At 71.1% G+C, this 26,827-nt stretch carries 26 protein-coding genes; 8 read left to right on the top strand and 18 right to left on the bottom strand.

The features are described 5' to 3' along the window. Positions 1-180: 180 nt before the first annotated feature. A complete protein-coding gene (locus ACPCJR_RS04215) occupies positions 181-2,868 on the bottom strand; it encodes a molybdopterin-dependent oxidoreductase (protein WP_391510540.1) in 2,688 nt (895 codons plus the stop codon). Positions 2,869-3,083: 215 nt separating this feature from the next. Here ACPCJR_RS04215 and ACPCJR_RS04210 point away from each other — a divergent pair, with 215 nt between their 5' ends. Then, on the top strand, positions 3,084-3,524 hold the full coding sequence (locus ACPCJR_RS04210) for a DUF779 domain-containing protein (RefSeq protein WP_110349631.1): 441 nt from the start codon (positions 3,084-3,086) through the stop codon (positions 3,522-3,524). Positions 3,525-3,527: 3 nt separating this feature from the next. Here ACPCJR_RS04210 and ACPCJR_RS04205 read toward each other — a convergent pair whose 3' ends face one another. The 3 genes from ACPCJR_RS04205 to egtB form a co-directional block, all read right to left on the bottom strand. Beyond that, positions 3,528-3,962 carry a DUF992 domain-containing protein gene (locus ACPCJR_RS04205; protein ID WP_391510541.1) on the bottom strand — a complete coding sequence of 145 codons (435 nt, stop codon included), beginning with the start codon at positions 3,960-3,962 and terminating at the stop codon, positions 3,528-3,530. A 165-nt stretch (positions 3,963-4,127) separates the two neighbouring features. Then, positions 4,128-5,105 carry an L-histidine N(alpha)-methyltransferase gene (gene egtD / locus ACPCJR_RS04200; protein WP_391510542.1) on the bottom strand — a complete coding sequence of 326 codons (978 nt, stop codon included), beginning with the start codon at positions 5,103-5,105 and terminating at the stop codon, positions 4,128-4,130. 49 nt (positions 5,106-5,154) lie between these two features. Continuing rightward, positions 5,155-6,417, bottom strand: a complete 1,263-nt coding sequence (gene egtB / locus ACPCJR_RS04195) for an ergothioneine biosynthesis protein EgtB (RefSeq protein WP_391510543.1) — start codon at positions 6,415-6,417, stop codon at positions 5,155-5,157. A gap of 247 nt (positions 6,418-6,664) precedes the next feature. On the opposite strand from egtB, the gene murI reads away from it, so the two are divergent. Then, a complete protein-coding gene (gene murI, locus ACPCJR_RS04190) occupies positions 6,665-7,537 on the top strand; it encodes a glutamate racemase (RefSeq protein ID WP_391510544.1) in 873 nt (290 codons plus the stop codon). 10 nt (positions 7,538-7,547) lie between these two features. Here murI and ACPCJR_RS04185 read toward each other — a convergent pair whose 3' ends face one another. Continuing rightward, positions 7,548-8,105, bottom strand: a complete 558-nt coding sequence (locus tag ACPCJR_RS04185; protein WP_391510545.1) for a metallophosphoesterase — start codon at positions 8,103-8,105, stop codon at positions 7,548-7,550. Positions 8,106-8,312: 207 nt separating this feature from the next. Here ACPCJR_RS04185 and ACPCJR_RS04180 point away from each other — a divergent pair, with 207 nt between their 5' ends. Continuing rightward, the gene (locus ACPCJR_RS04180; RefSeq protein WP_391510546.1) at positions 8,313-8,597 is read left to right on the top strand and encodes a hypothetical protein; all 285 of its coding nucleotides are present in this window, start codon (positions 8,313-8,315) and stop codon (positions 8,595-8,597) included. Next, entirely contained in the window at positions 8,594-8,791 is a 198-nt protein-coding gene (locus ACPCJR_RS04175) for a hypothetical protein (protein WP_391510547.1), read from the top strand. The genes ACPCJR_RS04180 and ACPCJR_RS04175 overlap by 4 nt, the downstream gene beginning before the upstream one ends. A gap of 14 nt (positions 8,792-8,805) precedes the next feature. On the opposite strand, the gene ACPCJR_RS04170 is transcribed toward ACPCJR_RS04175, so the two are convergent. From ACPCJR_RS04170 to ACPCJR_RS04160, 3 genes are read right to left on the bottom strand one after another with little or no spacing between them, the layout of a single operon-like run. Next, complete coding sequence (locus ACPCJR_RS04170) at positions 8,806-9,150, bottom strand: diacylglycerol kinase (RefSeq protein WP_391510548.1); 345 nt, start codon at positions 9,148-9,150, stop codon at positions 8,806-8,808. After that, positions 9,147-10,205: an AbrB family transcriptional regulator gene (locus ACPCJR_RS04165; protein ID WP_391510549.1), complete on the bottom strand. Its 1,059-nt coding sequence runs from the start codon at positions 10,203-10,205 to the stop codon at positions 9,147-9,149. The genes ACPCJR_RS04170 and ACPCJR_RS04165 overlap by 4 nt, the downstream gene beginning before the upstream one ends. A 48-nt stretch (positions 10,206-10,253) precedes the next feature. Further along, entirely contained in the window at positions 10,254-11,231 is a 978-nt protein-coding gene (locus ACPCJR_RS04160) for a LysR substrate-binding domain-containing protein (RefSeq protein WP_391511201.1), read from the bottom strand. A 146-nt stretch (positions 11,232-11,377) separates the two neighbouring features. Here ACPCJR_RS04160 and ACPCJR_RS04155 point away from each other — a divergent pair, with 146 nt between their 5' ends. Next, entirely contained in the window at positions 11,378-12,970 is a 1,593-nt protein-coding gene (locus ACPCJR_RS04155; RefSeq protein ID WP_391510550.1) for a catalase, read from the top strand. Positions 12,971-13,078: 108 nt separating this feature from the next. Here ACPCJR_RS04155 and ACPCJR_RS04150 read toward each other — a convergent pair whose 3' ends face one another. From ACPCJR_RS04150 to miaB, 6 genes are all read right to left on the bottom strand, one after another. After that, a complete protein-coding gene (locus ACPCJR_RS04150; protein ID WP_391510551.1) occupies positions 13,079-13,786 on the bottom strand; it encodes a BA14K family protein in 708 nt (235 codons plus the stop codon). Between the two features lie 190 nt (positions 13,787-13,976). Next, entirely contained in the window at positions 13,977-15,689 is a 1,713-nt protein-coding gene (gene lnt, locus ACPCJR_RS04145) for an apolipoprotein N-acyltransferase (protein ID WP_391510552.1), read from the bottom strand. 11 nt (positions 15,690-15,700) lie between these two features. Then, positions 15,701-16,852: a hemolysin family protein gene (locus tag ACPCJR_RS04140; RefSeq protein ID WP_391510553.1), complete on the bottom strand. Its 1,152-nt coding sequence runs from the start codon at positions 16,850-16,852 to the stop codon at positions 15,701-15,703. Positions 16,853-16,975: 123 nt separating this feature from the next. Beyond that, entirely contained in the window at positions 16,976-17,461 is a 486-nt protein-coding gene (gene ybeY / locus ACPCJR_RS04135; protein WP_391510554.1) for an rRNA maturation RNase YbeY, read from the bottom strand. A gap of 17 nt (positions 17,462-17,478) precedes the next feature. Continuing rightward, positions 17,479-18,585, bottom strand: coding sequence for a PhoH family protein (locus tag ACPCJR_RS04130; protein WP_391510555.1), 1,107 nt, complete (start codon positions 18,583-18,585; stop codon positions 17,479-17,481). Between the two features lie 36 nt (positions 18,586-18,621). Further along, positions 18,622-19,962, bottom strand: a complete 1,341-nt coding sequence (miaB, locus tag ACPCJR_RS04125; protein WP_391510556.1) for a tRNA (N6-isopentenyl adenosine(37)-C2)-methylthiotransferase MiaB — start codon at positions 19,960-19,962, stop codon at positions 18,622-18,624. A 116-nt stretch (positions 19,963-20,078) separates the two neighbouring features. Between miaB and ACPCJR_RS04120 the strand changes: the two genes are divergently transcribed. Beyond that, entirely contained in the window at positions 20,079-20,519 is a 441-nt protein-coding gene (locus ACPCJR_RS04120; protein ID WP_391510557.1) for an MEKHLA domain-containing protein, read from the top strand. Positions 20,520-20,522: 3 nt separating this feature from the next. Here ACPCJR_RS04120 and ACPCJR_RS04115 read toward each other — a convergent pair whose 3' ends face one another. From ACPCJR_RS04115 to ACPCJR_RS04100, 4 genes are all read right to left on the bottom strand, one after another. Next, positions 20,523-21,401 carry a lysophospholipid acyltransferase family protein gene (locus tag ACPCJR_RS04115; RefSeq protein WP_391510558.1) on the bottom strand — a complete coding sequence of 293 codons (879 nt, stop codon included), beginning with the start codon at positions 21,399-21,401 and terminating at the stop codon, positions 20,523-20,525. 25 nt (positions 21,402-21,426) lie between these two features. Next, positions 21,427-21,948 carry a GNAT family N-acetyltransferase gene (locus ACPCJR_RS04110; RefSeq protein WP_391510559.1) on the bottom strand — a complete coding sequence of 174 codons (522 nt, stop codon included), beginning with the start codon at positions 21,946-21,948 and terminating at the stop codon, positions 21,427-21,429. After that, the gene (gene tsaB / locus ACPCJR_RS04105; RefSeq protein ID WP_391510560.1) at positions 21,945-22,625 is read right to left on the bottom strand and encodes a tRNA (adenosine(37)-N6)-threonylcarbamoyltransferase complex dimerization subunit type 1 TsaB; all 681 of its coding nucleotides are present in this window, start codon (positions 22,623-22,625) and stop codon (positions 21,945-21,947) included. The genes ACPCJR_RS04110 and tsaB overlap by 4 nt, the downstream gene beginning before the upstream one ends. 159 nt (positions 22,626-22,784) lie before the next feature. Beyond that, on the bottom strand, positions 22,785-23,351 hold the full coding sequence (locus ACPCJR_RS04100; RefSeq protein WP_391510561.1) for a NifU family protein: 567 nt from the start codon (positions 23,349-23,351) through the stop codon (positions 22,785-22,787). Between the two features lie 516 nt (positions 23,352-23,867). Here ACPCJR_RS04100 and rpoZ point away from each other — a divergent pair. Both rpoZ and ACPCJR_RS04090 read left to right on the top strand, forming a co-directional pair. After that, positions 23,868-24,278, top strand: a complete 411-nt coding sequence (gene rpoZ, locus ACPCJR_RS04095; protein WP_110349651.1) for a DNA-directed RNA polymerase subunit omega — start codon at positions 23,868-23,870, stop codon at positions 24,276-24,278. A gap of 241 nt (positions 24,279-24,519) precedes the next feature. Beyond that, positions 24,520-26,751, top strand: a complete 2,232-nt coding sequence (locus ACPCJR_RS04090) for a RelA/SpoT family protein (RefSeq protein WP_391510562.1) — start codon at positions 24,520-24,522, stop codon at positions 26,749-26,751. The last annotated feature ends 76 nt before the right edge of the window (positions 26,752-26,827 follow it).

Here is a 26,827-nt window from a genome sequence, read left to right as displayed (position 1 = left end):
TTTCGTGTGCGACTCGACTCGTGATCCCAGGCCCCATCCCTCATCCTGAGGTGCCGGAGCGAAGCGGAGGCCTCGAAGGAGCCTCCAGGGATCGCGCGGTCTCTGGAGCCCTCCCTTGAAGCTGTCTTGCAGCACCGCAGGATGAGGGCGAGAGTGGGACGGGCTGGGTGAAAACTGCCCCTACGCGGCGCTGCGCGCAAGCGCCTGCGGCAGCAGCTTGCGGATCTCGGGGATGCAGGAGCCGCAATTCGTTCCCGCCTTGCAGGCCGCCCCCACCGCCTCGACCGAGCCCGCTCCGGCGCCGATCGCCGCGTTGATGGTGTCGAGTCCGACGCCGTGGCAGGCGCAGATGACCGGGCCGGCCGAGGCCGTCGCGGCGCGCCCGGAGAGCAGGCTGCGCCGGTCCACCGCGTCGATCGCCGGGGCGGCGAAGACCCCCTTGGCGAGCTCCCATTCCGGGCGCCGGTCGCCCGGCGCCACGGCGAGCGCGGCGACGAGCCGGTCCCCCGCATAGACCGCGCAGCGATAGAGCCCGCGGGCATGGTCGACGTATTCGGCGAGTTCGTGGCCGGGGAACATCCCGCGGACCGCCAGCGCCATCTCCCGCGAGCCCTCCCCCGCGGCAAAGAGCAGGCCGGAGCCGCCCGCGACGGTCGCCCGCGCCCACCACCAGCCGGCGGGTGCCGCGTGCGTCTCCCGGGTCAGCAGGTAGCCGCGGGAGCGGTAGGCCACCGCCTCGATCGCGGCGGGCGTCGCCTTCAACTCGGGCTGGCCCGAGACGGGATCGGGAATGCCGCGGGCGAGTGCGGCGGCGCGTCCGTGCGAGGCGGTCATGTCGCTCCAGTGCATCGGCGCGAAGATCGAGCCGGGCCGGATGCCGTCGGTGACCGTGACTTCGAGGATCGTCTCGCCGAGTTCGGTCGTGACGCGGGCAAACCCGCCGTCGGTCAGGCGGTAGCGGGCCGCGTCGTCGGGGTGAATCTCCACGAAGGGCACGGCGCGGTGCGCGGAGAGGCGCTGGCTTTTGCCCGTGCGGGTCATGGTGTGCCAGTGGTCGCGGATGCGGCCGGTGTTGAGCACCAGCGGGCGCTCCGCCGTGACGGGCTGCGCCAGCGCCGGCGGCTGCACCGCGACGAAGCGGGCGCGCCGGTCGAAGGTGTAGAAGCGCCCGTCCGCGAACAGCCGGGCGCGGCCCCGCTTCGCCTCCGTCCCGCGCTTCGGCACCGGCCATTGCAGCGGCAGGTGCCGGTCGTAGGCCTGCGCGCCGATCTCGGCCAAGCCGCCGAGGTCGAAGTCGCGGGTGCCGTCGTTCTCGAAGCCCGAGAGGGCGGCGTGCTCGCGAAAGATCTCGACGGCGGAGGTGTAGGCGAAGGCCTCGCCGTGGCCCAGGCGCCGGGCCACGTCGCTCATGATCACCCAGTCGGCCCGCGCCTGCCCCGGCGCCTTCAGGAAGGCGCGCTGGCGCGAGATGCGCCGCTCGGAATTCGTCACCGTGCCGTCCTTCTCGCCCCAGGCGAGGGCGGGGAGCAGCACGGTCTTCTTGGCGGTGGCACGGGCGCTGTCGCTGTTGGCGACGGCTTCCGACACGACGTAGAGGTCGAGGCCCCGGATCGCCGCGCGGATGCGGTCGGCCCGCGGCATCGAGACCAGCGGATTGGTGCCCATCACCCAGAGCGCCTTGATCTTGCCGCGCTCGATCGCCTCGAACAGCGCGACCGCCTTCATGCCCTCGCCGGTGATGATGTTGGGCGCGCGCCAGAAGCGGCGCACCCGGTCCACCTCCTCGGGGGCGAAGTGCATGTGGGCGGCCAGCATATTGGCCAGTCCCCCGACCTCGCGCCCGCCCATGGCGTTGGGCTGGCCGGTGAGCGAGAGCGGGCCCATGCCGGGCCGGCCGATCCGCCCGGTGGCGAGGTGGCAGTTGATGATGGCGTTGCCCTTGTCGGTCCCCTGCGCCGACTGGTTCGCCCCCTGGCTGAAGCCGGTCACCACCTGCTCCGTCCGGGCGAAGAGGTCGAAGAAGGCTTGCACGTCGGCCTCCGCGAGGCCCGTCGCCCGCGCGGTGGCGGCGACATCCGGCGCGATCTGCCGGGCGCGCTCCAGGGCGCCCTCGAAGCCGGCGGTATGCTCCGCGATGAAGCGCCCGTCGAGTTTCCCCTGCCCGGCCAGATACGTCAGCAGGCCGGAGAACAGGGCGGTGTCGCTGCCGGGTTCGAGGCCGAGATGCAGGTCGGCCTCCTCGCCGGTCTGTGTCCGGCGGGGATCCACGGTGACGATCTTCGTGCCGCGGTTCTTGCGCGCATCGAGCATGCGGCGGAACAGAATCGGGTGGCACCACGCGGCGTTGGAGCCGACGAGCACGATCAGGTCGGCCTCGTCGAGATCCTCGTAGCAGCCGGGCACCGTGTCCGAGCCGAAGGCGCGGCGGTGCGCCGCCACCGCCGAGGACATGCAGAGCCGCGAGTTGGTGTCGACATGCGGCGTGCCGAGGAAGCCCTTGGCCAGCTTGTTGGCGACGTAATAATCCTCCGTCAGCAGCTGGCCGGAGAGGTAGAAGGCGATGGCGTCCGGCCCGTGCTGCTCGGCGATTTTGCGCAGGCCGCCCGCGACGGCGCCGAGCGCGCCCTCCCAGGTCGCGGCCCGCCCGTCGACGGTGGGCGACAGCAGCCGGTCCTTGAGGTCGACGGTCTCGCCGAGCGCCGAGCCCTTCGAGCAGAGGCGGCCGAAATTGGCCGGATGATCGGGATCGCCCGCGATCGCCACGCCGCCCCGCCCGTCGGGCGTGGCGAGCACGCCGCAGCCGACGCCGCAATAGGGACAGGTCGTCTTCACCACCGGTGCGGAAAGGTCGGGGGTGGGCAGGCTCATCGACGCATCCTCGGCGGCTGTCTCGTCGTCGCACGGACGTTCCGCCAAGGGTCGCAAAAGTCGGGCCGAGCGCCCGGATGCCACCTGAGGGTGGCGAAAAGTCCAAGACGCGCCGGGCACTTCGCGCGGGTGCTCAGGGTTCTGAGCGGGGCGGGCTCTGCTATCCTGCCGCCGCACCGGACCGAATGCGTTCCGACGATCAGGGAGACGAAGCCATGAGCGAGCCCGCGAGCCAACCCGCCGAGGGGATCGAGCCCGTGACCGCCGAGCAGGCCGACAATGCCGGCACGCCCCTGCGCGTGACCGCGACGCCGGCCGCGCTCGAACTGATCGAGGAGCTGAAGGCCGAGTACGGGCCGGTGATGTTCCACCAGTCGGGCGGCTGCTGCGACGGCTCCTCGCCGATGTGCTACCCCGTGGGCGACTTCATCACCAGCGACGGCGACGTGCATCTCGGCCGGGTCGGCGGCGCGGATTTCTTCATCTCGCGCTCGCAGTTCGAGGTCTGGAAGCACACCCACATCATGCTCGACGTGGTGCCCGGCCGCGGCGGCATGTTCTCCCTGGAGAACGGCCGCGAGAAGCGCTTCCACGTCCGCTCGCGGCTGTTCACCAGCGCCGAGAACGAGGCTTTGTCGGGCGCCTGCCGCCTGTAGCCGTCAGCGCGCGCCGAGCTCGACCCGGCCCTCGTGCGCCGCCAGCCGAAGGCTCGTCTCGCCCGGCGCGTCGAGCGGCGCGAGCAGAGCCGCCGGGCCGCGCAGGCGGCCGGCCTCGTCGCCGGCGAAGGCCCCGTCGAGAAGGCCCGCCCGGCTGGAGCCGTCGGCGGTGACCACCCGCCAAGTCAGCACGCGCCGTCCCTCCTCGGCCACCCGCGGCGGCAGGAGCGCGGCGTAGGTCTGGCGCCGGCCGTTGCCGGTCACGAAGGTGCAGGCCGCGACCCGCGCGGTGCCGAAGACGAGGCCGAGGTCGTCCCGCGTCCGGCAGGTCAGCGTGCCCGCCGCCCGGCCTTCCCCGGCACCGTCGGTCGTGCGCGCGTCGGCGTCGGTGGCAATGGAAAGGGTGGCGAAAACGACGGCGGCGAGGACGGCACGCATGGCAACGGCTCCGTGAGGAATGCTCCGCTTCCCGAGGAAGCGTTGCCGTTAACCATGGTCGGCCCGCATTTCCGGCCGATGGCGTCGTCCTCGCCGATTGTTGCGTCGGCTCCGGCCGCGACGCAACGCGGAAGCGTGACGCCTCCGCGGGGCGCCGGCCGCCGATCAGCCGTCCCGCCGCAGGGCGTGGACCGAGAACAGGCCATCGCCGTCGGTCCAGGCCTCGACCGGGGACCAGCCGGCGCGGGCGGCGAGCGCCCGGAAGCCGTCGAGCGTGTACTTGTAGCTGTTCTCGGTGTGGATCGATTCGCCCTCCTCGAAGGCGAAGCCGCGGCCGGCCACGCGTAGGGTCTGCGCCCGGCGGCTGACGAGATGCATCTCGATCCGCGAGGCCTCGGCGTTGAAGAAGGCCCGGTGGCGGAAGCTCTCCACGTCGATATCCGCGTCGAGGTCGCGCTGGATGCGGCGGAGGAGGTTGAGGTTGAAGGCGGCGGTGACGCCGGCCGCGTCGTCGTAGGCCGCCTCCAGCACCGCGCGGTCCTTCACGAGATCGACGCCGATCACCAGGCTCGCGCCGGGGCCCAGGATGCGGCCGAACACGTCGAGCAGGCGCGCCGCCTCGCCGGGCTCGAAATTGCCGATGGTCGAGCCGGGAAAGAAGCCCGCCAGCGGCCGGTCGCGCACGCCGTCCGGCAGGGTGAAGGGGCGGGTGAAGTCGGCGACCACGGGCTCGACCGTGAGGTCGGGGAGGTCCGCGCGCAGGGTCTCGGCCTGCTCCGTTAGGAAGGCGCCCGAGACATCGACCGGGATGTAGGCCGAGAGGTCGGGCAGGTGCCGCAACAGGCGCCGCAGCTTGGCGGTGGAGCCGCTGCCGAACTCCACCAGGGCAGCCCCCTTCGGCAGCAGGGCGGCGATGTCCGGGCCCCGTTCGTCGAGGATGCGCAGCTCGGTGCGCGTCGGATAATATTCCGGCAGGGCCGTGATCCGCTCGAACAGCGCCGAGCCGGCGGCGTCGTAGAAGTACTTGGCGGACAGGACCTTGGGCTCGGCCGCCAGTCCGTCCCAGACATCGGCCAGGAAGACGCCATCCTCCGTGACCGGTTCGGCGGAAGAGGCGTCCGAGAGGCGGGGATCGATCGTCAAAGCGTGTCTCCGGGACCGCGGGCTGACAGGGTGGAGGGGGCGGGCAGGCTCAGCCCTGTGCGTCGGCGAGCCTCAGGCCAGTGAACTGCCAGCGCTGATGAGGGTAGAAGAAGTTGCGGTAGCCGACGCTCGCATGCCCCTCCGCGGTCGCGACCGAGGAGCCGCGCAGCACGTACTGGTTCGACATGAACTTGCCGTTGTACTCGCCGAGCGCCCCGGCCACGGGCCGGTAGCCCGGATAGGGACCGTAGGCGCTGCGGGTCCATTGCCAGACGAGGCCGAAGGCATCGTCGATCAGGCCGTCGCGGGCGGCGACCTCCCACTCGGCCTCCGCCGGCAGGTCGCGCCCGGCCCAGCGGGCATAGGCATCCGCCTCGTAGTAGCTGACATGGGTGACCGGAGCGGCCGGATCGACCGCCCGGCGGCCGGCCAGCGACATCGTCGACCACCCATCCGCCTCGCGGCGCCAGTAGCCCGGTGCCTCCCAGGCGTCCCGCTGGACGCAGACCCAGCCGTCGTTGAGCCAGAGTTCGGCCCGCGCGTAGCCGCCATCCGCCATGAAGGCGAGCCAGTCGCGGTTGGTCACGAGGCCCCGGTCGATGCTGCCGCCCAGCATCAGGACATCGTGGCGCGGGCTCTCGTTGTCGAAGGCGAAACCCGTCCCGTCGTGGCCGATCTGCGTGATGCCTCTTTCGAAGGCAGTCCGGCCGGCGGATGCCTGCGCCGCAGGCATCGCCCAGCGCGCCTCGTAGACGGGATCGAGCGGATTCTGCGCGAAGGCGTGCAGGATGTCGGTGAGCATCAGCTCCTGGTGCTGCTGCTCGTGGTAGAGGCCGATCTCCAGGATCGGCAGCGCCTGCGCCAGCGCCTCGTCGGAGGCCTCGCGCAGCCACACCGTCACGGCGCGGTCGACATGGGCGCGGTAGGCGGCGGTTTCCTGCGCGGTGGGCCGCGTGATCATCCCGCGCATGAAGCGCGGCTGACGCGGCCCGGCCTGCACGTAGTAGGAATTGAACAGGTAATGCAGGCGCTCGTCGTAGAGGGCGTAGCCGGGCCGGTGCGCGCCGAGCAGGAACTGCTCGAAGAACCACGTCGTGTGCGCCCGGTGCCACTTGGTCGGGCTCGCATCCTCCATCGACTGGATCTGCTGATCCTCCGGCGAGAGCGGGGCGGCGCGCCGCTCGGTCTCGTCGCGCACGGTGCGGAAGGCCGCGATCCAGGCGTCGCGGTCGATCGGACGGGCGTCGAGGGGCGGCGGCGGGAAGGCCGCGCGGCTCTCGGGAGAGGTGAGACGTGCTGCGCCGGCTGCCATGGTTGGAATCTCTTCCTCCGCTGGGCGCGGGAAATAGAAGTCGATTGTCCTATGACAACGCTCGGGACGGCCAAGCCGTTCGTCGCACCCCTTTGCCGCACCCTCGCGCCGACCGCGTTTTCGCGCCGTATCGGCAGCCTTTTTGCCGCCGCAGTGAGGTGTCCTTAACCGTCGCGCTTCGAAACTCGGCGCCCCGCGGACCCCAGGATGACGGTCCAGGGATTCTGCGCGAGCCCGGGTGACGGTCATGCGGATCGATCTGATGGCAGGGGCAACCCTTTCCGCGGCCTCGCCGGCCCACAACCCACAGCCGGTCATCCTTGTCTTCGATTCCGGCCTCGGCGGTCTGACCGTGCTGGAGCAGGTGCGCCGCGCCCGCCCGGATGCGGCCTATCTCTACGTCGCCGACGACGCGGCCTTTCCCTACGGGGCCCTGAGCGAGCCGCAACTCGTGGCGCGGGTGATCGCGGTGATGGAGCGCCTGCTCGCCCGCCACGCGCCCGATCTCGTGGTGATCGCCTGCAACACGGCCTCGACCGTGGTGCTGCCGGCCCTGCGCCAGCGCTTCGTCACGCCCTTCGTCGGCGTGGTGCCGCCGATCAAGCCGGCCGCCGCGCTGACGCGCTCGCGCCTCGTCTCGCTGCTCGCGACGCCCGGCACCGTGGCCCGGAGCTACACCCACGACCTCGTGCGCAGCTACGCCGCCGATTGCGCGGTGACGCTGGTGGGTTCGAAGAACCTCGCCCGCTACGCCGAGGCGGAGATGGCGGGCGCGCCCGTCTCGGACGCGGCGATCCTGGCCGAGATCGCGCCCTGCTTCGTCGAGGCGGAGGAGCAGCGCACCGACGTGGTCTGCCTCTCCTGCACCCACTATCCGCTGCTGCTGCCCCGCTTCGAGCGGCTCGCGCCCTGGCCGGTCACTTGGATCGACCCGGCCCCGGCCATCGCCCGCCGCGTCGTCCAGCTCCTGGGAGAGCGGCCGGAGCGGGCGCCGGACGCGCCCGCGGCCCTGGCCGTGTTCACCGGTGGGACCGGGCTCACGGCCGCGCTCGGGCGTTCGCTGGAACAGCGAGGGCTTTGCGAGACGCATGTCGAGGCGATGCCGCTGGTCCTGAGCTGACGGCCGATCCTCAGCGCATTCCGCGCCGAAGCATCTCCTCCGGCGCCCGGTCCGCCGCATCCTGCCGCGCCACGATCTCGGCGAGGCCGACGGGCGAGAAATCCCAGGCATCCACGCCGACGTCGCAGGAGCGGCTGGTATCGGGCAGGGTCGCGTGGGTGTGGCCGTAGAGGTGACGGGTTTCGCGCCACAGGCCGGGCCAGGCGCGGTGTGCGTAGTGCGACAGGAACAGCCGCCAGCGTCGCCCCGAGGCGTCCTGTGCCCCGATCCGGGCGCTCTCCACCGGCGGCTCGGCCCAGGGTAGGTCGAGCACGCGGTTGGTGTCGTGGTTGCCGCGCACGAGACGCTTGGCGCCGTTGAGCTGCGCGAAGACGGCGGCGCAGTATTCCCGGCTGGCATGGGCCGCGAAGTCGCCGAGATGCCAGACCGCGTCCCCCTCCCCGACACGGGCGTTCCAGCGCGCGATCAGCGCCTCGTCATGCGCCTCGACCGAGGCGAAGGCGCGCCGTCGACGCTCCACGAGCGGCGCATCGCCGAAATGCGTGTCGGCGGTGAAGAATATCGCCATTTGTTTTTCACGCTAATGTGAGTGAATGCGCTGTTCCGATTGGGATGAAAAAGGAACTTGGTGGCCTCGCACTTGGCGCGCCCCCTCACCGCCTCAAGCCGACCTGTCGGCGCGGACGGTTCGGAGGCGCCCGCGAGGGGAGTCAGAAAATGCCGGGGAGCGGGCCGAACCACTTCGGTCTCGTCGATCCGGCGGATGCATCGGGCGATGCTGCGCTTTGTCGGAGGATTCGTGACGGAACGTCGCCTCGGCCGATCGGAGTGCTCGCATGATCGTGATAGCGCGGGTCTTATGCCGATTTGGACGAAACTCCTTATTGTCGTCGCGGTCGCCACCATCATCACGGCTTGGGGCTGGGTCCTGGACCTGAGCCTTTCCGCCGTTCATGCGTGGCTCGTCGATTGCATCGGGCATACGGGAATGCGGCTGCTGATCGGTGCGATGGTGTTCGCCGGGGCCTGGGCTCTGTGGAAGGAAACGGAGGATCGATGACGCGTCCCCTCGCCGTCATCTTGTTCGCGCTCGCTCTCTATCTCGGCATCTGGGACTGCGTGGTGACGCTCAGTTTCTCGGCCGTGCACGCGTGGCTGGTCGATTGCGTCGGCCGGATCGGCGTGTGGGTCATCATCGCCGCGACGATGCTTGGAAGCGGCTGGGCCGTCTGGACCGAGCAGGAGGACCGCTGACCGCGGCCTTACGGTCAGAAGCGGTCGATCAGCGCCGCGAGCCAGACCAGGGCGGCGATGGCCTGGGTCAGGAAGGCTCCGGCGGAGGCCAGATCCTTCACGATGCCGATCCTGGGATGCCGGTCCGGGTGCAGGTGGTCGCACAGCTTCTCGATGGCGGTGTTGAGGAACTCCGCTCCGAGCATGAGCAGCAGGCTGACGAGCAGCGCGACGCGCACCCACAGCGTGCCGCCGAGAAGAAGGGCCGCGGGCAGGCCGAGCATCAGCAGCAGGAGTTCGAGCCGGATCGCCCGCTCGGTGCGGGCGCCGAAGACGAGGCCGCGCCACGAGTTCAGGAAGGCGTGGTAGAGCGCGATCACGCCCCCTGCCCTCCGGGGGCCGCGCGGGCGATCCATTTCGCGAGCACCGGCCCGGTCACCAGCACCACGAACAGCCGCAAGGTCTGCACCGCGAGCACGAAGGACACGTCCGCCTTCGAGCCCACGGCGATGATCGCCACCGAGTCGAGTCCCCCGGGGCTCGTGGCCAGGAAGGCCGTCAGGTAGTCGATCGACAGAAGGCCGGTCAGCCCCCAGGCCCAGGCGGCGCAGATCAGGATGATCGCCGCGGTGGCGGCGAGGATGCCGGGCAGTGCGTGGAGCGTGGTGCGCAGGGTCTGCCGCGTGAAGCGCAGGCCGACATACCAGCCGATCCCGGCATAGGCCGCCGCCAGAACCGGCTCCGGCAGGGCGAGCTCGACGAGGCCGAGGGCGTGCAGCCCCGCCCCGAGCAGCATCGGGCCGACCAGCGCCCCGGCCGGCAGGCGAACGATCCGCGCGAGACCGACGCCGACCACCGCCACCGCGAGCGTCGCGAGCAGGGCCGGGAGCGTGTGCGGAGCCTGCGCCGCCGAAGTGGTCGCCGGCCCGCTGATGTCGGCGAGCAGGCGCGCGGCGAGCGAGGCCGAGAGCACCACGGCGGCCACGCGCACGTATTGCATGAAGGCGACGAGGCGCGGATCGGAGCCGTATTCCTCCGACATCGCCACCATGGCCGCCGCCCCGCCCGGAGCGGAGCCCCAGGCGGCGGTGGTGCCGGGCAGAACCTGCAGCCGGGTCAGCACCAGCCCGACCAGCCCGCTCACCGCCACCGTGACGAGGACGACCGCGAGAATCACCCATCCGTCGTCCTGCAGCGTCTTGACGATCTCGCCGGTGACCGAATGGGCGACGAGGCAGCCGACCACGGCCTGCGAGCCCTGGAAGGCCGGGCGCGGGAAGGTCAGGCCGGCGCCGCGCACGCCGAAGACGATGGCGACCAGCATCGGCCCCAGCAGGAAGGCGGCGGGAAAGCCGGCATGACTGAGCGCCCAGCCGAGCAGGCCGGAGACGGCGACGAGCGCGGTCCAGCGCACGAGCGTGGCGAGGTCGGGCAAGGCGGGCGGAGCGCTGAGCGGCGGAGGCGGCGGGATCAGGCCCCGCCGCTACACTGCTTCGGAACGGCTGTCACGCGAGGCGCCCGAAGGCGGGATCGGATTCGGATCATCCTGGCAGGCGATGGTGCTCGGCGGGGCGTGCGCCCGGAAGAAGGCGGCCAGATGCGCGAGCCCCGCCGCGCGCGGATCGCTGGAGCGCCAAGCCAGAGCAACGGTTCGGCCGGGACCTTCCCCGTCGAAGTGCCGCACCACCGTCAGCCCGCTCGGATCGGGGCCGGAGGGGATGGCGAGCGCCGGGATCAGGGTGTAGCCGGCGCCCGCCGCCACCATCGAGCGCAGCGTCTCCAGGCTGGTGGCGTGGCGGCCCGCCGCCCGCAGGGTGCCGCAGGCGGCGATGGTCTGGTCGCGCAGGCAGTTGCCCTCGTCGAGGAGCAGCAGGTCGGGGCCGGCGATCTCCTCGGCCCGTAGCGGACCGCCCCGCGCCAGGGCGTGGTCGGCCGGGCAGGCCAGCCGGAACGGCTCCAGGAAGAGCGGCGAGACCGTGAGCCCGGAGGCCGCCACCGGCAGGGAGACCAGCGCCGCGTCGATGCGCCCGTCGCGCAGCCCGTCGAGGATTTCCGCCGTGCGCGCCTCGCTCAGCGCCAGCGTCAGCAGTGGGAATTCCTGGCGAAGCAGGCGCAGCACCAGGGGGAAGTAATAGGGGCCGAGCGTCTGGATCGCGGCCAGCACCAGCCGTCCGGTGAGCGGCGAGCCGCGGCCCTCGACGGCCAGAGCCAGCAGGCGCTGCGCCTCGCCCAGCACCACCCGGGCCTGCCGCACGATCCCCTGTCCCGCAACCGTGAGCAGCACGCGGCGGTTGGAACGCTCGAACAAGGCGAGCCCGAGCGCGTTCTCCAGTTTGCGGACCTGCACGGAGAGCGTCGGCTGGCTCACGTTGCAGCGTTCGGCGGCGCGTCCGAAATGCCCTTCATCGGCGACCGCGACGACATATTCGAGATCCCGAAGGGACAGGCCGGACAGGTTCATAGACGGCATCTATCACAGTCTTTGCGACGATGCATTTGCCAATGGGTCATGCCTGGGTCATACCTGCGAGCCAGAATGGTTCCAGGTTTCAGGTCCCCGGCGGGCCGCCCCACCGAACCTTCCGAATTTCCAGGAGAATGTGACGCATGAGCGAGAATCGCCCGATTCTGACGACCCGCCAGGGCCATCCGGTCCGCGACAACCAGAGCACGCGCACGGTCGGCGAGCGGGGGCCCGCGACGCTCGAGAACTACCAGTTCATCGAGAAGATCACCCACTTCGATCGCGAGCGGATTCCGGAGCGCGTGGTGCATGCCCGCGGCGCCGGCGCCCACGGCTGGTTCGAGGCCTACGGCAAGATCGGCGACGAGCCGGCCTCCAAGTACACCCGCGCCCGCGTCCTCAACGAGACCGGCGTGAAGACGCCGATGTTCGTGCGCTTCTCCACCGTGGCCGGCGCCAAGGAGAGCCCTGAGACCGAGCGCGACCCGCGCGGCTTCGCGGTGAAGTTCAAGACCGTCGAGGGCAACTGGGACCTCGTGGGCAACAACCTCAAGGTCTTCTTCATCCGCGACGCGATCAAGTTCCCCGACATGATCCACGCGTTCAAGCCGGACCCGGTGACGAACCGCCAGGAGGCGTGGCGCTTCTTCGACTTCGTGGCCCAGCACCCCGAAGCGATCCACATGGTCACCCACCTGAAGTCGCCGTGGGGCATTCCGGCCAACTATCGCGAGATGGAAGGCTCGGGCGTCAACACCTACAAGCTCGTCAACGACCAGGGCGAGGCGGTGCTCTGCAAGTTCCACTGGGAGCCCAAGCAGGGCGTGCGCAACCTGACCTCGGCCCAGGCCTCCGAGATCCAGGCCAAGGATGTCGGCCACGCCACGCGTGACCTCTACGACAACATCAAGGCCGGCAATTTCCCCGAGTGGGAATTCTGCGTGCAGATCATGCCCGACGGCCCGAACGACCACCTGTCGTTCGATCCGCTCGACGACACGAAGCTGTGGCCCGTCGAGGATTTCCCCCTGCTGCCGGTCGGCCGCATGGTGCTCGACCGCGTGCCGGACAACTTCTTCGCGGAAGTCGAGCAGTCGGCCTTCGGCACGGGCGTGCTCGTGGACGGCATCGACTTCTCGGACGACAAGATGCTCCAGGGCCGGACGCTGTCCTACTCGGACACGCAGCGCTACCGGGTCGGCGCCAATTATCTGCAGCTGCCGATCAACGCGCCGCAGCCTGGCGTGAAGGTCTACTCGAACCAGCGCGACGGCCAGATGACCTACAGCGTCGACGGCACCGGCCCGAACCGCCACATCAACTACGAGCCCTCGACGCTCGCTGAGGGCCTGCGCGAGGCGCCCAAGCCGGCCAAGGATTATCACCAGCCGGTCCAGGGCAACCTCGGCCGCTACCAGACCTCGCGCACCGAGGACGACTACACCCAGGCCGGCGTGCGCTACCGCTCGTTCCAGGATTGGGAGCGTGAGGATCTGATCGCCAACCTCGTGGCCGACATGAAGCAGTGCCCCGAGCCCATCCAGCTTCGGATGGTCTGGCACTTCTGGCACGCCGACGAGGATTACGGCCGCCGCGTCGCCGAGGGCGCCGGGATCGATCTGGAGAAGGCCAAGGCCCTGCCGCCGCTGCCGGGCCGTGCCGCCCCGCATCAGCGCCTCCAGGCCGAGACCTACACCGACGGCAGCAACGCCGCGCACAAGGTCGCCGCCGAGTAAGGCATCGCGCCCCGAACCATGAAAAAACCCCGCCCGGCCATCAGGCCGGGCGGGGTTTTCTTACGTCAGGGAAGGGAAGCGCCGAGGACGGCGCTGCCCCTTCGATCCTTACGGGCAGGAGCGACGCACGCCGCGCTTGGCGATGTAGGTCTGGGACTGCGGGTCGTAGGTCTTGAAGCGGCGGGCGCACTCGGCCACCGCATCGTCGTCGCCCGCTCCGACGCCCGTCGTCACCGTCTCGGTGCCGTAATAGCCGGCCGGAGCGTAGCCGCCCGCCGGCGCGTAGTAGCCGTCGTCGTAGCCGTATCCATAGCCGGGATAGCCGTAGCCGCCGCCGTAGAGCCCGCCCGCTGCGAGGCCCAGACCGGCGCCGAGGCCAAGGCCGAGACCGACCCCGCCCAGACCGTAGCCGTAACCGCGGCGATAGTAGCCCGCGTTCCGCCAGCGGTTGCCGCCGTACCAGCCGCGATTGCCGAAGCCGGGCCGCACACCGGCGACGCCACCGCCGAAGCCCGGGCGAACACCGCCGCCGAAACCGGGACGACCGGCGAAGCCTCCGCCCCCGATCCCGACACCGCCGCCGAAGCCGGGACGTCCGGCAAAGCCGCCGCCACCGAAGCGGCCCCCACCCAGGCCGCCGCCGCGGAAGCCCGAATTGCCGAATCCGGTCACGCCGCCGGCGCCGAGCGCGCTACGGAAGTTGCCGCCGCCGAGTCCGCCGGAGCCGCCGACGCCGATCGGGCGGGCGTCGGCCGTGGCCGGAAGGTAGGCCAGCGCGCCCGCGAGGACGGCCGAGGCCATGAATATGCGCTTCATCGTCAATTCCCTTACGGATCGCGAGAATGGCCGGCGCCGGCTTCCACCGGCAGACTGGGCCCTTATTCTCAGAACGCAGGGCGATGACGGTTGATCCTACGGCCAAGATTGCGTGAATGTCGCGCTCGTGCCGCGGATCTTCTTCGGAAGACGGACGCATACGCGGGGAGACGCGCGATCCGGCCCCTCCCTACGAGCGGCGGCGCCGGGCGGCGAGCGCGACGAGCAGGCAGGCGATCAGCCCGAGGCCGAACGCTCCGTCGCCGAAGGCGGCGTAGAGCGTGCGGCCGGGCAGGCGCACGGGCAGATCCGCATCGAGCACGCCCTCGACGCCCAGGGGCAGGCTCGCCACGATCCGGCCATGGGCGTCGACCACCGCCGAGATGCCGGAATTGGCGTCGCGCACCAGCGGCAGCCCCTCCTCCACGGCCCGCAGCCGCGCCTGGGCGAAGTGCTGGCGCGGCCCCGGCGTGTCGCCGAACCACGCGTCGTTGGTGAGGTTGAGGATCAGGCCCGGAATCCGGTCCGGTCCGGCGGAGGCGCCCTCATGCCCTTCGCCAGGCAGGATCGCGCCGGGGAAGATCGCCTCGTAGCAGATCGTGGCGGCGACCGGCGGCAGGCCAGGAACGTTGAGGATGCGCTGGCCCGCGCGGTCGCCGGCGGTGAAGCCGCCGGGCACGGACACGAACTGGCGCAGGCCCACCGCCCGCAGGACCGCGTCGAGCGGCCCTGGCAGGTACTCGCCGAAGGGCACGAGATGGACCTTGTCGTAGGTGTCGCCCGGGCGCCCGGCGCCGCCGATCGTCAGGATGGAGTTGTAGAAGACGGCGTTCTCGCGGGTCAGCCGCTCGCCGTCCGGAAGTGCCCGCGCCCGCGCCGCGCCGGTGATGAGCTGCTTGCCCTCGGGCAGGGCGGCGCCGATCCGCCCCAGCGCCTCCGGATCGCGCTGGATCAGGAAGGGAAAGGCGGATTCCGGCCAGATCAGGTGGGTGATGTCGGCGATGCCGGTGCGCTGCGGTGAGAGGGCGCGGTCGCTCAGTTCGAGATACGTGCCGACGATCTGCTCGCGCCGTCCGGCGCCGAAGCGCTCGTCCTGCGGGATGTTCGGCTGGATCAGCCGCAGGCGCACGCCGGCCACGGTCGGATCGGGGGCGGCGGGCACGCGCCACGCCCCGAAGGCGGCCAGTCCCGCAAGCGTCGCCAGCGCCGCCAGGGTCGGTCCGAACCGCCCGCGGGGCGTCGCGCCGGTGGCGAGCGTGGCCGGGGCGGCGGCGATCAGCACGGCGAGCAGGGTCAAGCCGTAGAGGCCGACGAGCGAGGCCCCCTGCATGGTCCAGAGGTTGTTGCCCAGCGCCATGCCGAGCGTGTTCCAGGGAAAGCCCGTGAACAGGTGGCCGCGCAGCCATTCGGCGGCGGCGAGGCCGAAGGCGAGCGCCGCGATGCGGCTCGCCCCCCGCGACCAGACGAGGCGAGCCGCGGCGAAGCCGGCGGCGAAGAACAGCGCGAGCACCGCCGGCAGGCCGACCACGCCGAGCGGCATCGCCCAGGCGAACTGGTCCGCCTCCACGAGGAAGGCCGCGCCGAGCCACCACAGGCCGGCGGTGAAGTAGCCGAAGCCCCAGGCCCAGCCGATCCCGGCGCAGACGAGCACCGTGCGCCGGCCCGAGCCGCCGATCGCCGCTCCGTCGATCAGCCAGACGGCGACCGCCAGCGAGACGACGAGTGCGGGAAACAGGCCGTAGGGCGGCATGGCGAGCGCGCCCACGGCGCCCGCCGCCACGGCGATCGCGAATCGCACCCAGCCCTGGCTCAGGATGATCCGGTGGGCGAGCGCTTCGAGAAAGCCGATCCGCGCCGCGTCAGGGCGCGGTCCGGCGCCGACGGCGCGGCTGGGCGCGTTCATCCCTCGAACGCTCAGCGACCGGATTCGGCGGCCTGCGCCGTGTCCGTGTCGGCGGAGGGGGGCACCGGCCGGGGCGGCGGCAGGGCGAGCGGCACCACGGTGCCGATCTTGGCCGGCGTGCGCTGGATCTTGAGCCGCTTGACGCGCCGGGGATCGGCGTCGAGCACCTCGAACTCGATGTCGCCGGGCCCGGCGATCAGCTCGCCGCGGGAGGGCACCCGCCCGGCGAGCGTGACGATCAGGCCGCCGATCGTGTCGATCTCCTCCGCGAGTTCGCCCGCGAGGGTGAGGAGATCGACGCCGGTCGCCGCCGACACCTCCGCCAGTCCGGCGCGGGCATCGGCCACGTAGGCCTCGGTCTCGCCCTCGACGCGGTTGACGAGCTGGCCCTCGGCCACGTCGTGCTCGTCCTCGATGTCGCCGACCACCATCTCGATCAGGTCCTCGATCGAGATCAGCCCGTCGGTACCGCCGTACTCGTCGATGACGAGCGCCATGTGGGTGCGTGTCGCCTGCATGCGCACGAGCAGGTCGATGGCCGGCATGGAGGGCGGCACGAACAGCACGGGACGCTGGATGCGGGTGGAGGCGAGCGTCGCGGTGAGATCGACCTTGCCGAGATCGAGCCCGCGCAGGGTGCCGCGGGCGGACGCCGTGCGGCGCGGGCGCGGGACGGGCTTGGCCTCGCCGCTCGCGTCGGAGGCGGGCACGGGCTGCGGCGCGGGACGGCGCGGGGCGGCCTCCGCCTTGGTGGCGAGGTATTCGACGAAGTCGCGGATGTGGACCATGCCGCGGGGGTCGTCGAGAGTCTCGCCGTAGACCGGCAGGCGGGAGTGGCCCGCGGTGCGGAACAGCTTGAGCAGGTCGCCGAGGCTGGTGTCGATTCCCACCGCGACGATGTCGGCGCGGGGCAGCATCACGTCGTCGACCCGCACCTTGTGCAGGCCGAGCACGTTCTTGAGCATGGCCCGCTCGAGGGGGGAGAAGGCGTCCTCGCCCGTATCGGGCTCGGCCAGGGCCTCCTCGAGGCCGGTGCGCAGGGAGTCGCGCGGTCGCAGGTGGAAGACGTTCAGCAGACGATCGTACCACGCCTCGCGTGGGGGCGGTTCGGCGTCCGCGGCTGGCGCGGCCAGGGCCGCGCCGCGACTTCGGTCGTTGGTCATTGGTCTCTGAGTTGGATGTGGCGGAAATGCCGGGGGAGGCGTGCCTCGAAATCGATCGCGCCGCGACCGCGTTCAAGTTCTGGGTGTGATGCGCGTTTCGCGGTCGAACCGGCCGCGGGCGCTTCAATCGTCGTAGGGGTTCGGAACGCCCAGGCCGCGCAGCGCGGCGACTTCGAGAGCTTCCATGGCATCGGCCTCGGCCTCGCCGGTCTCATGGTCCTGTCCGAGAAGGTGAAGGGTGCCATGAACGAGGAGGTGGGCGAAGTGGTGCTCGAAGGGCTTCGATTGCTCGGCACTCTCGCGCACGAGCGTGTCATACGCAAGAACGACGTCGCCGAGCGGGCGTGCCATGCCCGGCTGAAGCGGCTGCTCGGCGGCCGGAAAGGACAGTACGTTGGTGGGCTTATCCTTGTTCCGCCACGTGCGGTTCAGGGCCTGGACGGTGGCGTCGTCGGCCAGCAGCACGCTGATCTCGACCGGACCCTCGCCCGAATCGGGCAGAATCGCCAGTCCGGCCTCGACCGCCCGGGTCGCGAAGGCCTCCAGGTCGGGGACCGCCCGTTCCCAGCGCGCATCCTCGACGGCGATGTCGATCTCGTTGTCGGTCATGTCGGTCGCGTGAGGTGTCAGGCCAGCGGGCGGCGGCGCGGGTTCGGGTTGCGTTCGGTGTCCGCCTCGCCGTGGGCCGCGGTCTCGTAGGCGGTGACGATGCGGCGCACGAGGTCGTGGCGCACCACGTCCACGTCGCGGAAGCGCACCCGGCCGATGCCCTCGACACCGTCGAGCACGTTGACCGCCTCGACGAGGCCGGACTTCTGGCCCGGCGGCAGGTCGATCTGGCTCGGATCGCCGGTGATGATCATGCGCGAGTTCTCGCCCAATCGCGTCAGGAACATCTTCATCTGCATGGAGGTGGTGTTCTGCGCCTCGTCCAGCAGGACCACGGCGTTGGTGAGCGTGCGCCCGCGCATGAAGGCGAGCGGCGCGATCTCGATGATGCCGGTCTGCAGGCCGCGGTCGACGTGGCGCGCCTCCATGAAGTCGTAGAGCGCATCGTAGATCGGGCGCAGGTAGGGATCGACCTTCTCGCGCATGTCGCCGGGCAGGAAGCCGAGCCGCTCGCCGGCCTCGACCGCGGGGCGCGACAGGATCAGCCGTTCGGCGTGGCCCTGTTCGAGCAGCGAGACGGCGTGGCCGACGGCGAGCCAGGTCTTGCCGGTGCCGGCGGGGCCTTCGGCGAAGACGAGTTCGTTGGCCCGCAGGAGCTTGATGTAGTCGCTCTGCGCGGCGTTGCGGGCGCGCACGCCCCCGCGCTTGCGCGTGGCGATCTGCTCGAACTGCTCGCGGCCGGGCTCGGCCACGATCTCGGCGGAGGGAAACAGGTTGCCCTGGACGGTGACCTCCTGGATCACCCCGTCCACGTCGCCGAGCGTCAGGGTCGTGCCGCCCTTCTGCACGCGGGCATAGAGCCGCTCGAACACCCGGCGGGCCTTCTCCGCGGCCTCGGGTGCACCCTTGACGACGAGGTGGTTTCCGAGCGCGGTGCCGGTGATGCCGAGCCGCCGCTCGATATGGGCGACGTTCTGGTCGTACTGGCCGAAGACGAGACTCGCGAGACGGTTGTCGTCGAAGGTGAGCGAGACCTCGACGGTCTCGGCGAGACCCGGGCGCCCCGGCGAGGGGCGGTTGTTGCGGCCGGCGGGGCCACGGGCGGACGCAACGTCAATCGGCACGCAAGGAATCCGGCATGGTGATGCCCTTCATATAGGTCAGGCCGCGGCCGCCGCATCCTCCAGCACCTCGCCGAACAGGCTGTTCGAGCCCGCGCGCGTGATGCGCACCGGCACCAGCGTGCCGATGGTGGCGGCGGGTGCGTCGAACTGCACCGCCTGGAGATGGGGCGTCTTGCCCGCGACCTGCCCCGGATGCCGGCCGACCTTCTCGACCAGGATCTCGGCGACGCGGCCGACCGCTGCCGCGTTGAAGGCGTGGCGCTGGGCGTCGAGCAACGCCTGCAGGGCGGCGAGCCGCTCGGTCTTCACCACCTCCGGCACCGCGTCCTCGCGCTCGGCCGCGGGGGTGCCGGCGCGGGGGCTGTACTTGAACGAGAAGGCCGCCGCGAAGCCGATCTCGGAGACGAGCCGCATGGTCTCGTCGAAGTCGGCGTCGGTCTCGCCGGGGAAGCCGACGATGAAGTCCGAGGACAGGGCGATGTCGGGCCGCGCGCCGCGGATGCGCTCGATCAGCCGCCGGTAGGCGTCCCCGGTGTGGCGCCGGTTCATGGCGTGCAGGATGCGGTCCGAGCCCGACTGCACCGGCAGGTGCAGGTAGGGCATCACCAGCGGGTTCGTCCCGTGCGCGACGATGAGGTCGTCGGCGAAGTCGTTGGGATGGCTCGTGGTGTAGCGCAGGCGCAAGAGACCGGGCACGGCGGCCAGCGCGTCCATGAGCTGCCCCAGGGTCGAGGGCGCCCCGTCCGACCCCTCGCCGTGATAGGCGTTGACGTTCTGGCCGATCAGCGTGATCTCGCGCACGCCCCCTTCGACGAGGCGGCGGGCCTCCTCGACCACGGCCGCCACCGAGCGCGAGACTTCCGCGCCGCGGGTATAGGGCACGACGCAGAAGGCGCAGAACTTGTCGCAGCCCTCCTGCACGGTGAGGAAGCCGGTGACGCCGCGGTTGCGCCGGGCGGGCAGGTGATCGAACTTGTCCTCGGCCGGAAACTCGGTGTCGACCACCCGCCCCTCGCGCGAGCGGCGCAGGAGGTCGGGCAGGCGGTGGTAGCTCTGCGGGCCGACCACGACATCCACCGCCGGCGCGCGCGAAAGGATCTCGCGGCCTTCCGCCTGCGCCACGCAGCCCGCCACCACGATGCGGGTGTCGCGGCCCTCTTCCGCCCGCTCGCCCTTGAGCACGCGCAGGCGCCCGAGCTCGGAATAGACCTTCTCGGCGGCCTTCTCGCGGATGTGGCAGGTGTTGAGGACGACGATGTCGGCCTCCTCGACCGCATCCGTCGCGCTGTAGCCCTCGGCCGCCAGCACGTCGGCCATGCGGCCGGCGTCGTAGGCGTTCATCTGGCAGCCGTAGGATTTGACGTAGGCTTTCTTCAAGATCGCAACCCTGCCGCCGTCCGGCGGCGCCTTTTCGGGAATCTTCCGGTCGAGGGGCGCTTTACCATGGTTCGGACGCCGACACGATTCCGTTCAGACCCTGTCAGGTTCCCGGCATGAGCCTTGCCACCGATCCCGCCTTCTTCGACCTGCTCACCGGCAGCTTCCACCGCCTCCTCCGGCGTCCGCTCCTGCCGGAACCCGCGCTCGGGCCGGATTGGCTCTACGGAAAGGCACCGTTCGCGGTGCTCGCCCACGACACGAGCGCCGACCCGCGCTTCGTCTACGCCAACCGGGCGGCGCAGCGGGCCTTCGGCTACACCTGGGAGGCGTTCGTCGGCATGCCCTCGCGCCTCTCCGCGGAGGCGCCGGAGCGGGAGGAGCGGCAGCGCCTGCTCGATGCGGTGGCCCGCGACGGCTTCGTCTCGGACTATGCGGGGATCCGGGTGGCCCGGGACGGGCGGCGCTTCCCCGTCACGGCCGGCATCGTCTGGCAGCTCATGGACGCCGACGGGACGGTCCGCGGGCAGGCCGCGACCTTCCCGCTCCCGACCTGAGGCTCACACCGCGGCGATCCCCGGGGCCGAGACGTCGGCGCCCTCCCCGGCCGGGCTCGGCGCGCCGGGGGCGGGACGCCCGGTCGGTCCGCCGAGCCGCGTCTCGCGCAGGGCGCGCCGCACGGCGGCCTCGGCCTGGGCGGTGGCGAGCTTGCGATCGGTGGCCGCGTCGAAGGCGATCGGCGCGCCCCAGGCGACGTGGACGTCGATGGGGCCGCGGTCGGCGAACAGGGCGATATGGGGCGCCAGCTCCATGTCGCCGTACCACGCGATCTCCGGCCGCTCGGCGCGGGTCACGGGCAGGCCGTTGCGGCGCAGGTAGGTCAGCGCCAGCGGCTGCAGCCGGATGCGGGCGAGGCCGCCGGCCTCGGCGGCAAGCGCCGCCCGGGCGGCCCCCACCAGGGAGGAGCGGAACGGCAGCAGCCGCAGGCCGTCCCCGGTGGTGCCCTCGGCGAACAGCACGATCAGGTCGCCGTTGGCGAGGCGCTCCCCGACCGTGGCGTTGACGCTCGCGGTGGCCGCCCGCTTGGACCGCTCGATGAAGACGGTGCGCTGGAGCTTCGCCAGCGTGCCGATCAGCGGCCAGCCCTCGATCTCGGACTTGGCCACGAAGGAGAGCGGGCGCAGCGAGCCCAGCACGGCGATGTCGAGCCAGGAGACATGGTTCGACAGCACGAGGGCCGGCTCGCCCGGGCCGGGCGGCGTCCCGCTCTGGGTGATGCGCAGCGAGAACAGGCGCAGGAACAGGCGGTGGAACAGCACCGGCATCCGCCCGGCCAGCCGCCCGTGGCCGAAGCGCAGGCTCAGCCAGTGCGGGCCGATCACGATCAGGAGGGTGAGCGCCTGGAGAACGAGGCGCACCGCGATGCCGGCCCGCGTCATCGGGCCGAGAGGGGTCCGCGGCTCCTCACGAGAGCGCCGCGCTCATGGTCAGGGCGGTGGCCCGGCTGCCGTCGGGCAGCGGATAGTAGCCCTTGCGCTCGCCGACCCGCACGAAGCCGTGGCGCCCGTAGAGCTTGAGCGCGGGGGCGTTGCCCTCGTCGACCTCCAGATGAACCGTGCGGACGCCCGAGAAGGTCAGGGCGGTCAGGTGCTCGCGCAGGAGCCGGTGGCTGTGGCCGCCGCCGCGGGCGGAGGGCGCCAGCACGATGGTCAGGATCTCGGCCTCGTCCGCGGCCTTGCGCGAGAGCACGAAGCCGAGGATCGCGCCGCCCCGGCGCAGGGCGTGCGCCTCGGTGGAGCGCTCGCAGAGCAGCCGCTCGAACTCGTGGGCGGCCCAGGGGCGCGCGAAGGCGGTGGCGTGGAGCTTTTCCAGCGCGCCCGCCTGTCCGGCATCGCGCAGGGGGGCGACGTAGGGCACGGAGCCCCAGGCGTCCCACCAAGCGGACCACCAATCGAGGGGCCAGAGCGGGGAGAGCGGTCGCGTCATGCCCGGGCGAGCCTCGCATGGTCCTGCGGCTGGGCGTCCGGCCCGCGCAGGTAGAGGGGACGGGGCAGCGCCTGATCCGGGTCGGCGACGAGCCCGAGGGAGGCGACCCAGGCGATCTGCGGCGCGCCCGTCTCCGCGACCTCCACCGGGAGGCCCGCCGCGCCGGCCACCGCGGCGAGCGCGGGGGCACCGGACCCGGTGAGGATCGCCGGACGCCGGCCGAGCAGGGCGACCGCCTCCTCCAGCGCGACGTGGCGCGGCGGGACCACCACGCCCTCCGCCACGCTCATGGCCTGGAGGTAGACGGCACCGTGACGGGCATCGATCGCGGCGACGATCGTCGTCTCGCCGTTGAGGGCGAGTTGAGGGGCGAGCAGGGCGGAGAGGGTGGTGACGCCGACCACGGGGATGTTGGCGGCAAGCCCGATGGCGCGGGCGGCGGAGAGGCCGACGCGCAGGCCCGTATAGCTGCCCGGCCCGACCGTGACCGCGATCCGGTCCAGTCCCTCGAAGCCGCCCTCGACCCGGGCCATGATCCGCTCGATCAGCGGCAGCAGCGCCTCGGCATGGCCGCGCACGAGCGGCATCGACTCCTCGGCGAGCAGATCGTCGCTGTCGTCGGTGGCCACGCAGGCGGCGCAGGCTTCGAGCGCCGTATCGATGGCAAGGATTCGCAAACCGTCGCTTCCGTCCGGCGGCGGGCCGGGGGCGCCCGCCATCCGGTTCTTTCTAGGACGAAACGACCGCCTCCGTCAGGGCTTCGACCGCCCGCCTCCCCAAGGAAGCGCGGCGGTGTTGCACCTCTGCCCGCGGGGCGGTCGCAAGGATTTGCGGACTCAGATCGCCTGGACTTCCCGAATGGAGGGCAGGAAGTGGCGGAACAGGTTCTGCACGCCCTGCCGCAGGGTCGCGGTGGAGGACGGGCAGCCCGAGCAGGCGCCCTTCATCTCGAGGTAGACGATGCCGTCGCGGTAGCCGCGGAAGGTGATGTCGCCGCCATCGCCCGCCACCGCCGGGCGCACCCGGGTCTCGAGCAGGTCCTTGATGGTCGCGACCGTGTCGTGGTCGGCCTCGTCGTAGAACTCCTCCGTCTCGTCCTCGGCCAGGGCCGTGCCCTCGGCGAGCACCGGGCGGCCGGACTGGAAGTGGTCCATGATGGCGCCGAGCACGGCGGGCTTCACCTGGGGCCACTCGTTCACGCCGTCGGCCTTCGTGACCGAGATGAAGTCGTGCCCGAAATAGACGCCCGAGACACCGGGCACCGCGAATAGGGCGGTGGCCAGCGGCGAGCGCTCGGCACTCTGCGAATCGCGGGCTTCGAAGGTCCCGTCGGTGAGCACGACGCGGCCGGGCAGGAACTTGAGCGTGGCGGGATTCGGCGTGGCTTCGGTCTGGATGAACATCTGAGACAATCCTCGGGTCCGCTGGCGCCGGTTCAAGGCCGGCCGGGAAGCGGCGCCGGGATCAGCCGACGCCGCTTTCCATGTGGACCGGGAGGGCCGGATTCTCAACAGGCAGGAGGGGTCGGAATCCGAGGTGGATTGGGCCTCATCGACGGGGCCGGGAACGCCACAGCAAAGCGGCGCTCTCCTGTGACTTGAATTTTCCGATCGAATCTCAATTCTCTCAGGAGTGGAGCGAGGAGGTGCGACCCTCCCCGCCCCTTTCGGTGCCAGCCTTAGCCGATGCTCATGCGGAGGATCAGGGTCAAGCTGGTCCTCCGCACACGGCGAAATGCCACCGAAACGCGACAGAGATTGAAGCGCGCGTTCGCGCAGCCGAGTGCTGCCCGCTTCGTATCTGCGGCAGGACGGAATCGGCGGCGTGGCGAGTGCTTGTTGCGGGGCATCATCCGGTGTAGGAAGCCCGTTCATCACGCATATCGTTCGTATCCGCGCCTGAGGAAGGAGCCGCCTCGCATGGCTCGCGTCACCGTCGAAGACTGCATCGAGAAGGTCGAGAACCGCTTCGAGCTGGTCCTGCTCGCCAGCCACCGGGCCCGCCTGCTCGCCGCCGGCGCTCCCCTGACCGTCGAGCGCGACCGCGACAAGAATCCGGTCGTGGCCCTGCGCGAGATCGGCGACGAGACGATCACGGCGGACGATCTCAAGGAGCAGCTCATCCACTCGATGCAGAAATACGTCGAGGTGGACGAGCCGGAGGCCGACACCGTGCCGCTTTTGTCGAGCTCCCCCGCCGCCGCGGCGGTGGCGCCCCAGTCCTCCTCGGACGACAAGAACGTGCAGTTCGACTTCATGAGCGAGGAAGACCTCCTGCGCGGCCTGGAGAATCTGGCTCCGCCGACCGAGACGGACGACGAGGGCGAGTAAGCCTTTCCCACCCGCTCTTGTCCCACCCGCTCTTGCGCCTTCGCGCCCGCCCTCGGTCCCGAGCGGCGGGCGTTCTCGTCTTCCGGCCCTGCGGTCGGTGCAGGCCGGATGAAACCGTCACGTTTCGTCTGCGACGCCGTGGGTCTGGCGCGAAGGCCGCCGATGCGGGAAGCTGTCGCGCGATGACCACGGCCCGCCCGGCCGGGCCCCCACACCATCCCAGAGCAGGATCCTTCGGCGGATGATGCGCCAGTACGAACTCGTGGAACGGGTCAAACGCTATAACCCGGCCGCGAACGAGGCGCTTCTGAACCGCGCCTACGTCTACGCCATGCGCGCGCACGGCACGCAGAAGCGCGCCTCCGGCGACCCGTTCTTCGCCCATCCCCTCGAAGTCGCCGCGATCCTCACCGATCTGCGCCTGGACGACGCGACCATCGTCGCGGCGGTGCTGCACGACACGGTGGAGGACACCGCCGCCACGCTCGACGAGATCCGCGAGATCTTCGGGCCCGAGATCGGCGCGCTGGTCGACGGGCTGACCAAGCTCAAGCGGCTCGATCTCGTCTCGAAGCGGGCGGTGCAGGGCGAGAACTTCCGCAAGCTGCTCCTGGCAGTGGCCGAGGACGTGCGGGTGCTGCTGGTCAAGCTGGCCGACCGCCTGCACAACATGCGCACCCTCCACTTCATGCGCGACGACAAGCGGGCGCGGATCGCCGAGGAGACCCTCGACATCTACGCGCCGCTGGCCGGCCGCATGGGCATGCAGGAGCTGCGCGACGAATTGGAGGACCTCTCCTTCCGCACGCTCAAGCCCGAGATCTACGCCACCATCACCAAGCGGCTCGAAGACCTCTCGGCCAAGTCCGGCAGCGTCATCGAGAGCATCGAGCACGATCTCACCGCCCGGCTCGCCGCCCGCGGCATCACGGCCCAGGTGAAGGGCCGGCTCAAGAAGCCGTTCTCGATCTGGTCGAAGATGGAGCGCAAGTCGGTCGCCTTCGAGCAACTCTCCGACATCGTCGGCTTCCGCGTGATCGTCGGCACGGTGGCGGAGTGCTACGCGGCGCTCGGCGTGGTCCACACGAGCTGGCCGATGGTGCCGGGCCGCTACAAGGACTACGTCTCGACCCCCAAGCAGAACGATTACCGCTCGATCCACACCACGGTGATCGGGCCCAAGCGGCAGCGCGTCGAGCTTCAGATCCGCACCGCCGAGATGGACGAGATCGCCGAATACGGCATCGCGGCCCACGCCCATTACAAGGAGGCCTCCGCCGAGGGCGCCGAGGGAGAGATCCATCCGCGCCTCGCCACTGAGAGCGGGGCCTACCAGTGGCTGCGCCGCACCATCGAACTCCTGGCCGAGGGCGATTCGCCGGAAGAATTCCTGGAGCACACCAAGCTGGAGCTGTTCCAGGACCAAGTGTTCTGCTTCACCCCCAAGGGCCGCCTGATCGCCCTGCCGCGGGGCGCCACGCCGATCGACTTCGCCTACGCCGTCCACACCGATGTCGGCAACACGGCGGTCGGCGCCAAGATCAACGGCCGGCTCGCGCCGCTGCTGCACGAACTCGCCAACGGCGACGAGGTGGAGATCGCCCGCTCCGACGGCGCCTCGCCGCCCGCGGCCTGGGAATCCCTCGTCGTGACCGGCAAGGCCCGCGCCGCGATCCGGCGGGCGACCCGCACGGCCGTGCGCCGGCAATATGCGGGGCTCGGCCGCCAGATCCTCGACCGGGCCTTCGAGCGGGCGGGCAAGAGCTTTTCCGAGGAGAAGCTGCGCGGCGCCCTGCCCCGGCTCGCCCGCGCCGGCACGGAGGATGTCTTCGCCGCCGTCGGGCGCGGTGAGATGTTCTCCGGCGACGTGGTCAAGGCGGTCTATCCCGACTTCAAGGACGAGCGCCGCGCGGGCGCCAGCGGCGGGCCGGCGGCCAACGGAGCGGCGGGGCGACTCACCCGCTCGAAGGACCAGACCATGCGCCTGACCTTCTCCGCCGAGACCGATGGGGCGGCTGCTCCGGGCGGCATCCCGATCCGGGGGCTCGCGGGCGACCTGCCGGTGAGCTTCGCGCCGAACGGCGGCGCCGTGCCGGGGGACCGCATCGTCGGCATCCTCACCCCCGGTGTCGGCGTGACGATCTACCCGATCCAGTCGGCCGCGCTCGCCGCCTTCGACAACGAGCCCGAGCGCTGGCTCGACGTGCGCTGGGACGTGGAGGGCTCGCACGAGCGCTTCCCCGCCAAGATCAGCCTCGAATCGATCAACGAGCCCGGCACCCTGGCCCAGATTGCCCAGGTCATCGCCGAGCACGACGGCAACATCGACAACGTCTCGATGAAGCGCCGCACCCAGGACTTCACGGACATCGCCATCGACCTCTCGGTGCCGGACCTGAAGCACCTCACCGCCATCGTGGCGGACCTGCGCGGCAAGCGCTCGGTCAGCCGCGTGGAGCGGGTGAACGGCTAATCCTTCGCCCGAGTTGGGGGACCATGGCCGACCGTCTTGCGGAACCGACGCGCCGGCCCGTCATTCCGTGATCGGG

It is taken from the genome of Methylobacterium sp. NPDC097929, assembly GCF_049543375.1.
In the GTDB taxonomy this organism is placed as follows: domain Bacteria; phylum Pseudomonadota; class Alphaproteobacteria; order Rhizobiales; family Beijerinckiaceae; genus Methylobacterium.
This window is presented reverse-complemented; position numbering and strand designations above follow the sequence as displayed.

Bases quoted from the DNA above. Each gene is read 5' to 3' on its own strand.
- murI (WP_391510544.1), top strand. From the start codon at position 6,665: ATGCGGATCGATCTGATGGCAGGGGCAACCCTTTCCGCGGCCTCGCCG.
- ACPCJR_RS04115 (WP_391510558.1), bottom strand. From the start codon at position 21,401: ATGACGCGGGCCGGCATCGCGGTGCGCCTCGTTCTCCAGGCGCTCACC.
- ACPCJR_RS04155 (WP_391510550.1), top strand. From the start codon at position 11,378: ATGAGCGAGAATCGCCCGATTCTGACGACCCGCCAGGGCCATCCGGTC.
- ACPCJR_RS04140 (WP_391510553.1), bottom strand. From the start codon at position 16,852: ATGACCAACGACCGAAGTCGCGGCGCGGCCCTGGCCGCGCCAGCCGCG.
- ACPCJR_RS04100 (WP_391510561.1), bottom strand. From the start codon at position 23,351: ATGTTCATCCAGACCGAAGCCACGCCGAATCCCGCCACGCTCAAGTTC.
- rpoZ (WP_110349651.1), top strand. From the start codon at position 23,868: ATGGCTCGCGTCACCGTCGAAGACTGCATCGAGAAGGTCGAGAACCGC.
- ACPCJR_RS04215 (WP_391510540.1), bottom strand. From the start codon at position 2,868: ATGAGCCTGCCCACCCCCGACCTTTCCGCACCGGTGGTGAAGACGACC.
- ACPCJR_RS04180 (WP_391510546.1), top strand. From the start codon at position 8,313: ATGCTGCGCTTTGTCGGAGGATTCGTGACGGAACGTCGCCTCGGCCGA.
- ACPCJR_RS04185 (WP_391510545.1), bottom strand. From the start codon at position 8,105: ATGGCGATATTCTTCACCGCCGACACGCATTTCGGCGATGCGCCGCTC.
- lnt (WP_391510552.1), bottom strand. From the start codon at position 15,689: ATGAACGCGCCCAGCCGCGCCGTCGGCGCCGGACCGCGCCCTGACGCG.
- ybeY (WP_391510554.1), bottom strand. From the start codon at position 17,461: ATGACCGACAACGAGATCGACATCGCCGTCGAGGATGCGCGCTGGGAA.
- ACPCJR_RS04110 (WP_391510559.1), bottom strand. From the start codon at position 21,948: ATGACGCGACCGCTCTCCCCGCTCTGGCCCCTCGATTGGTGGTCCGCT.
- ACPCJR_RS04160 (WP_391511201.1), bottom strand. From the start codon at position 11,231: ATGAACCTGTCCGGCCTGTCCCTTCGGGATCTCGAATATGTCGTCGCG.
- ACPCJR_RS04205 (WP_391510541.1), bottom strand. From the start codon at position 3,962: ATGCGTGCCGTCCTCGCCGCCGTCGTTTTCGCCACCCTTTCCATTGCC.
- ACPCJR_RS04175 (WP_391510547.1), top strand. From the start codon at position 8,594: ATGACGCGTCCCCTCGCCGTCATCTTGTTCGCGCTCGCTCTCTATCTC.
- egtB (WP_391510543.1), bottom strand. From the start codon at position 6,417: ATGGCAGCCGGCGCAGCACGTCTCACCTCTCCCGAGAGCCGCGCGGCC.
- ACPCJR_RS04210 (WP_110349631.1), top strand. From the start codon at position 3,084: ATGAGCGAGCCCGCGAGCCAACCCGCCGAGGGGATCGAGCCCGTGACC.
- ACPCJR_RS04090 (WP_391510562.1), top strand. From the start codon at position 24,520: ATGATGCGCCAGTACGAACTCGTGGAACGGGTCAAACGCTATAACCCG.
- ACPCJR_RS04150 (WP_391510551.1), bottom strand. From the start codon at position 13,786: ATGAAGCGCATATTCATGGCCTCGGCCGTCCTCGCGGGCGCGCTGGCC.
- ACPCJR_RS04120 (WP_391510557.1), top strand. From the start codon at position 20,079: ATGAGCCTTGCCACCGATCCCGCCTTCTTCGACCTGCTCACCGGCAGC.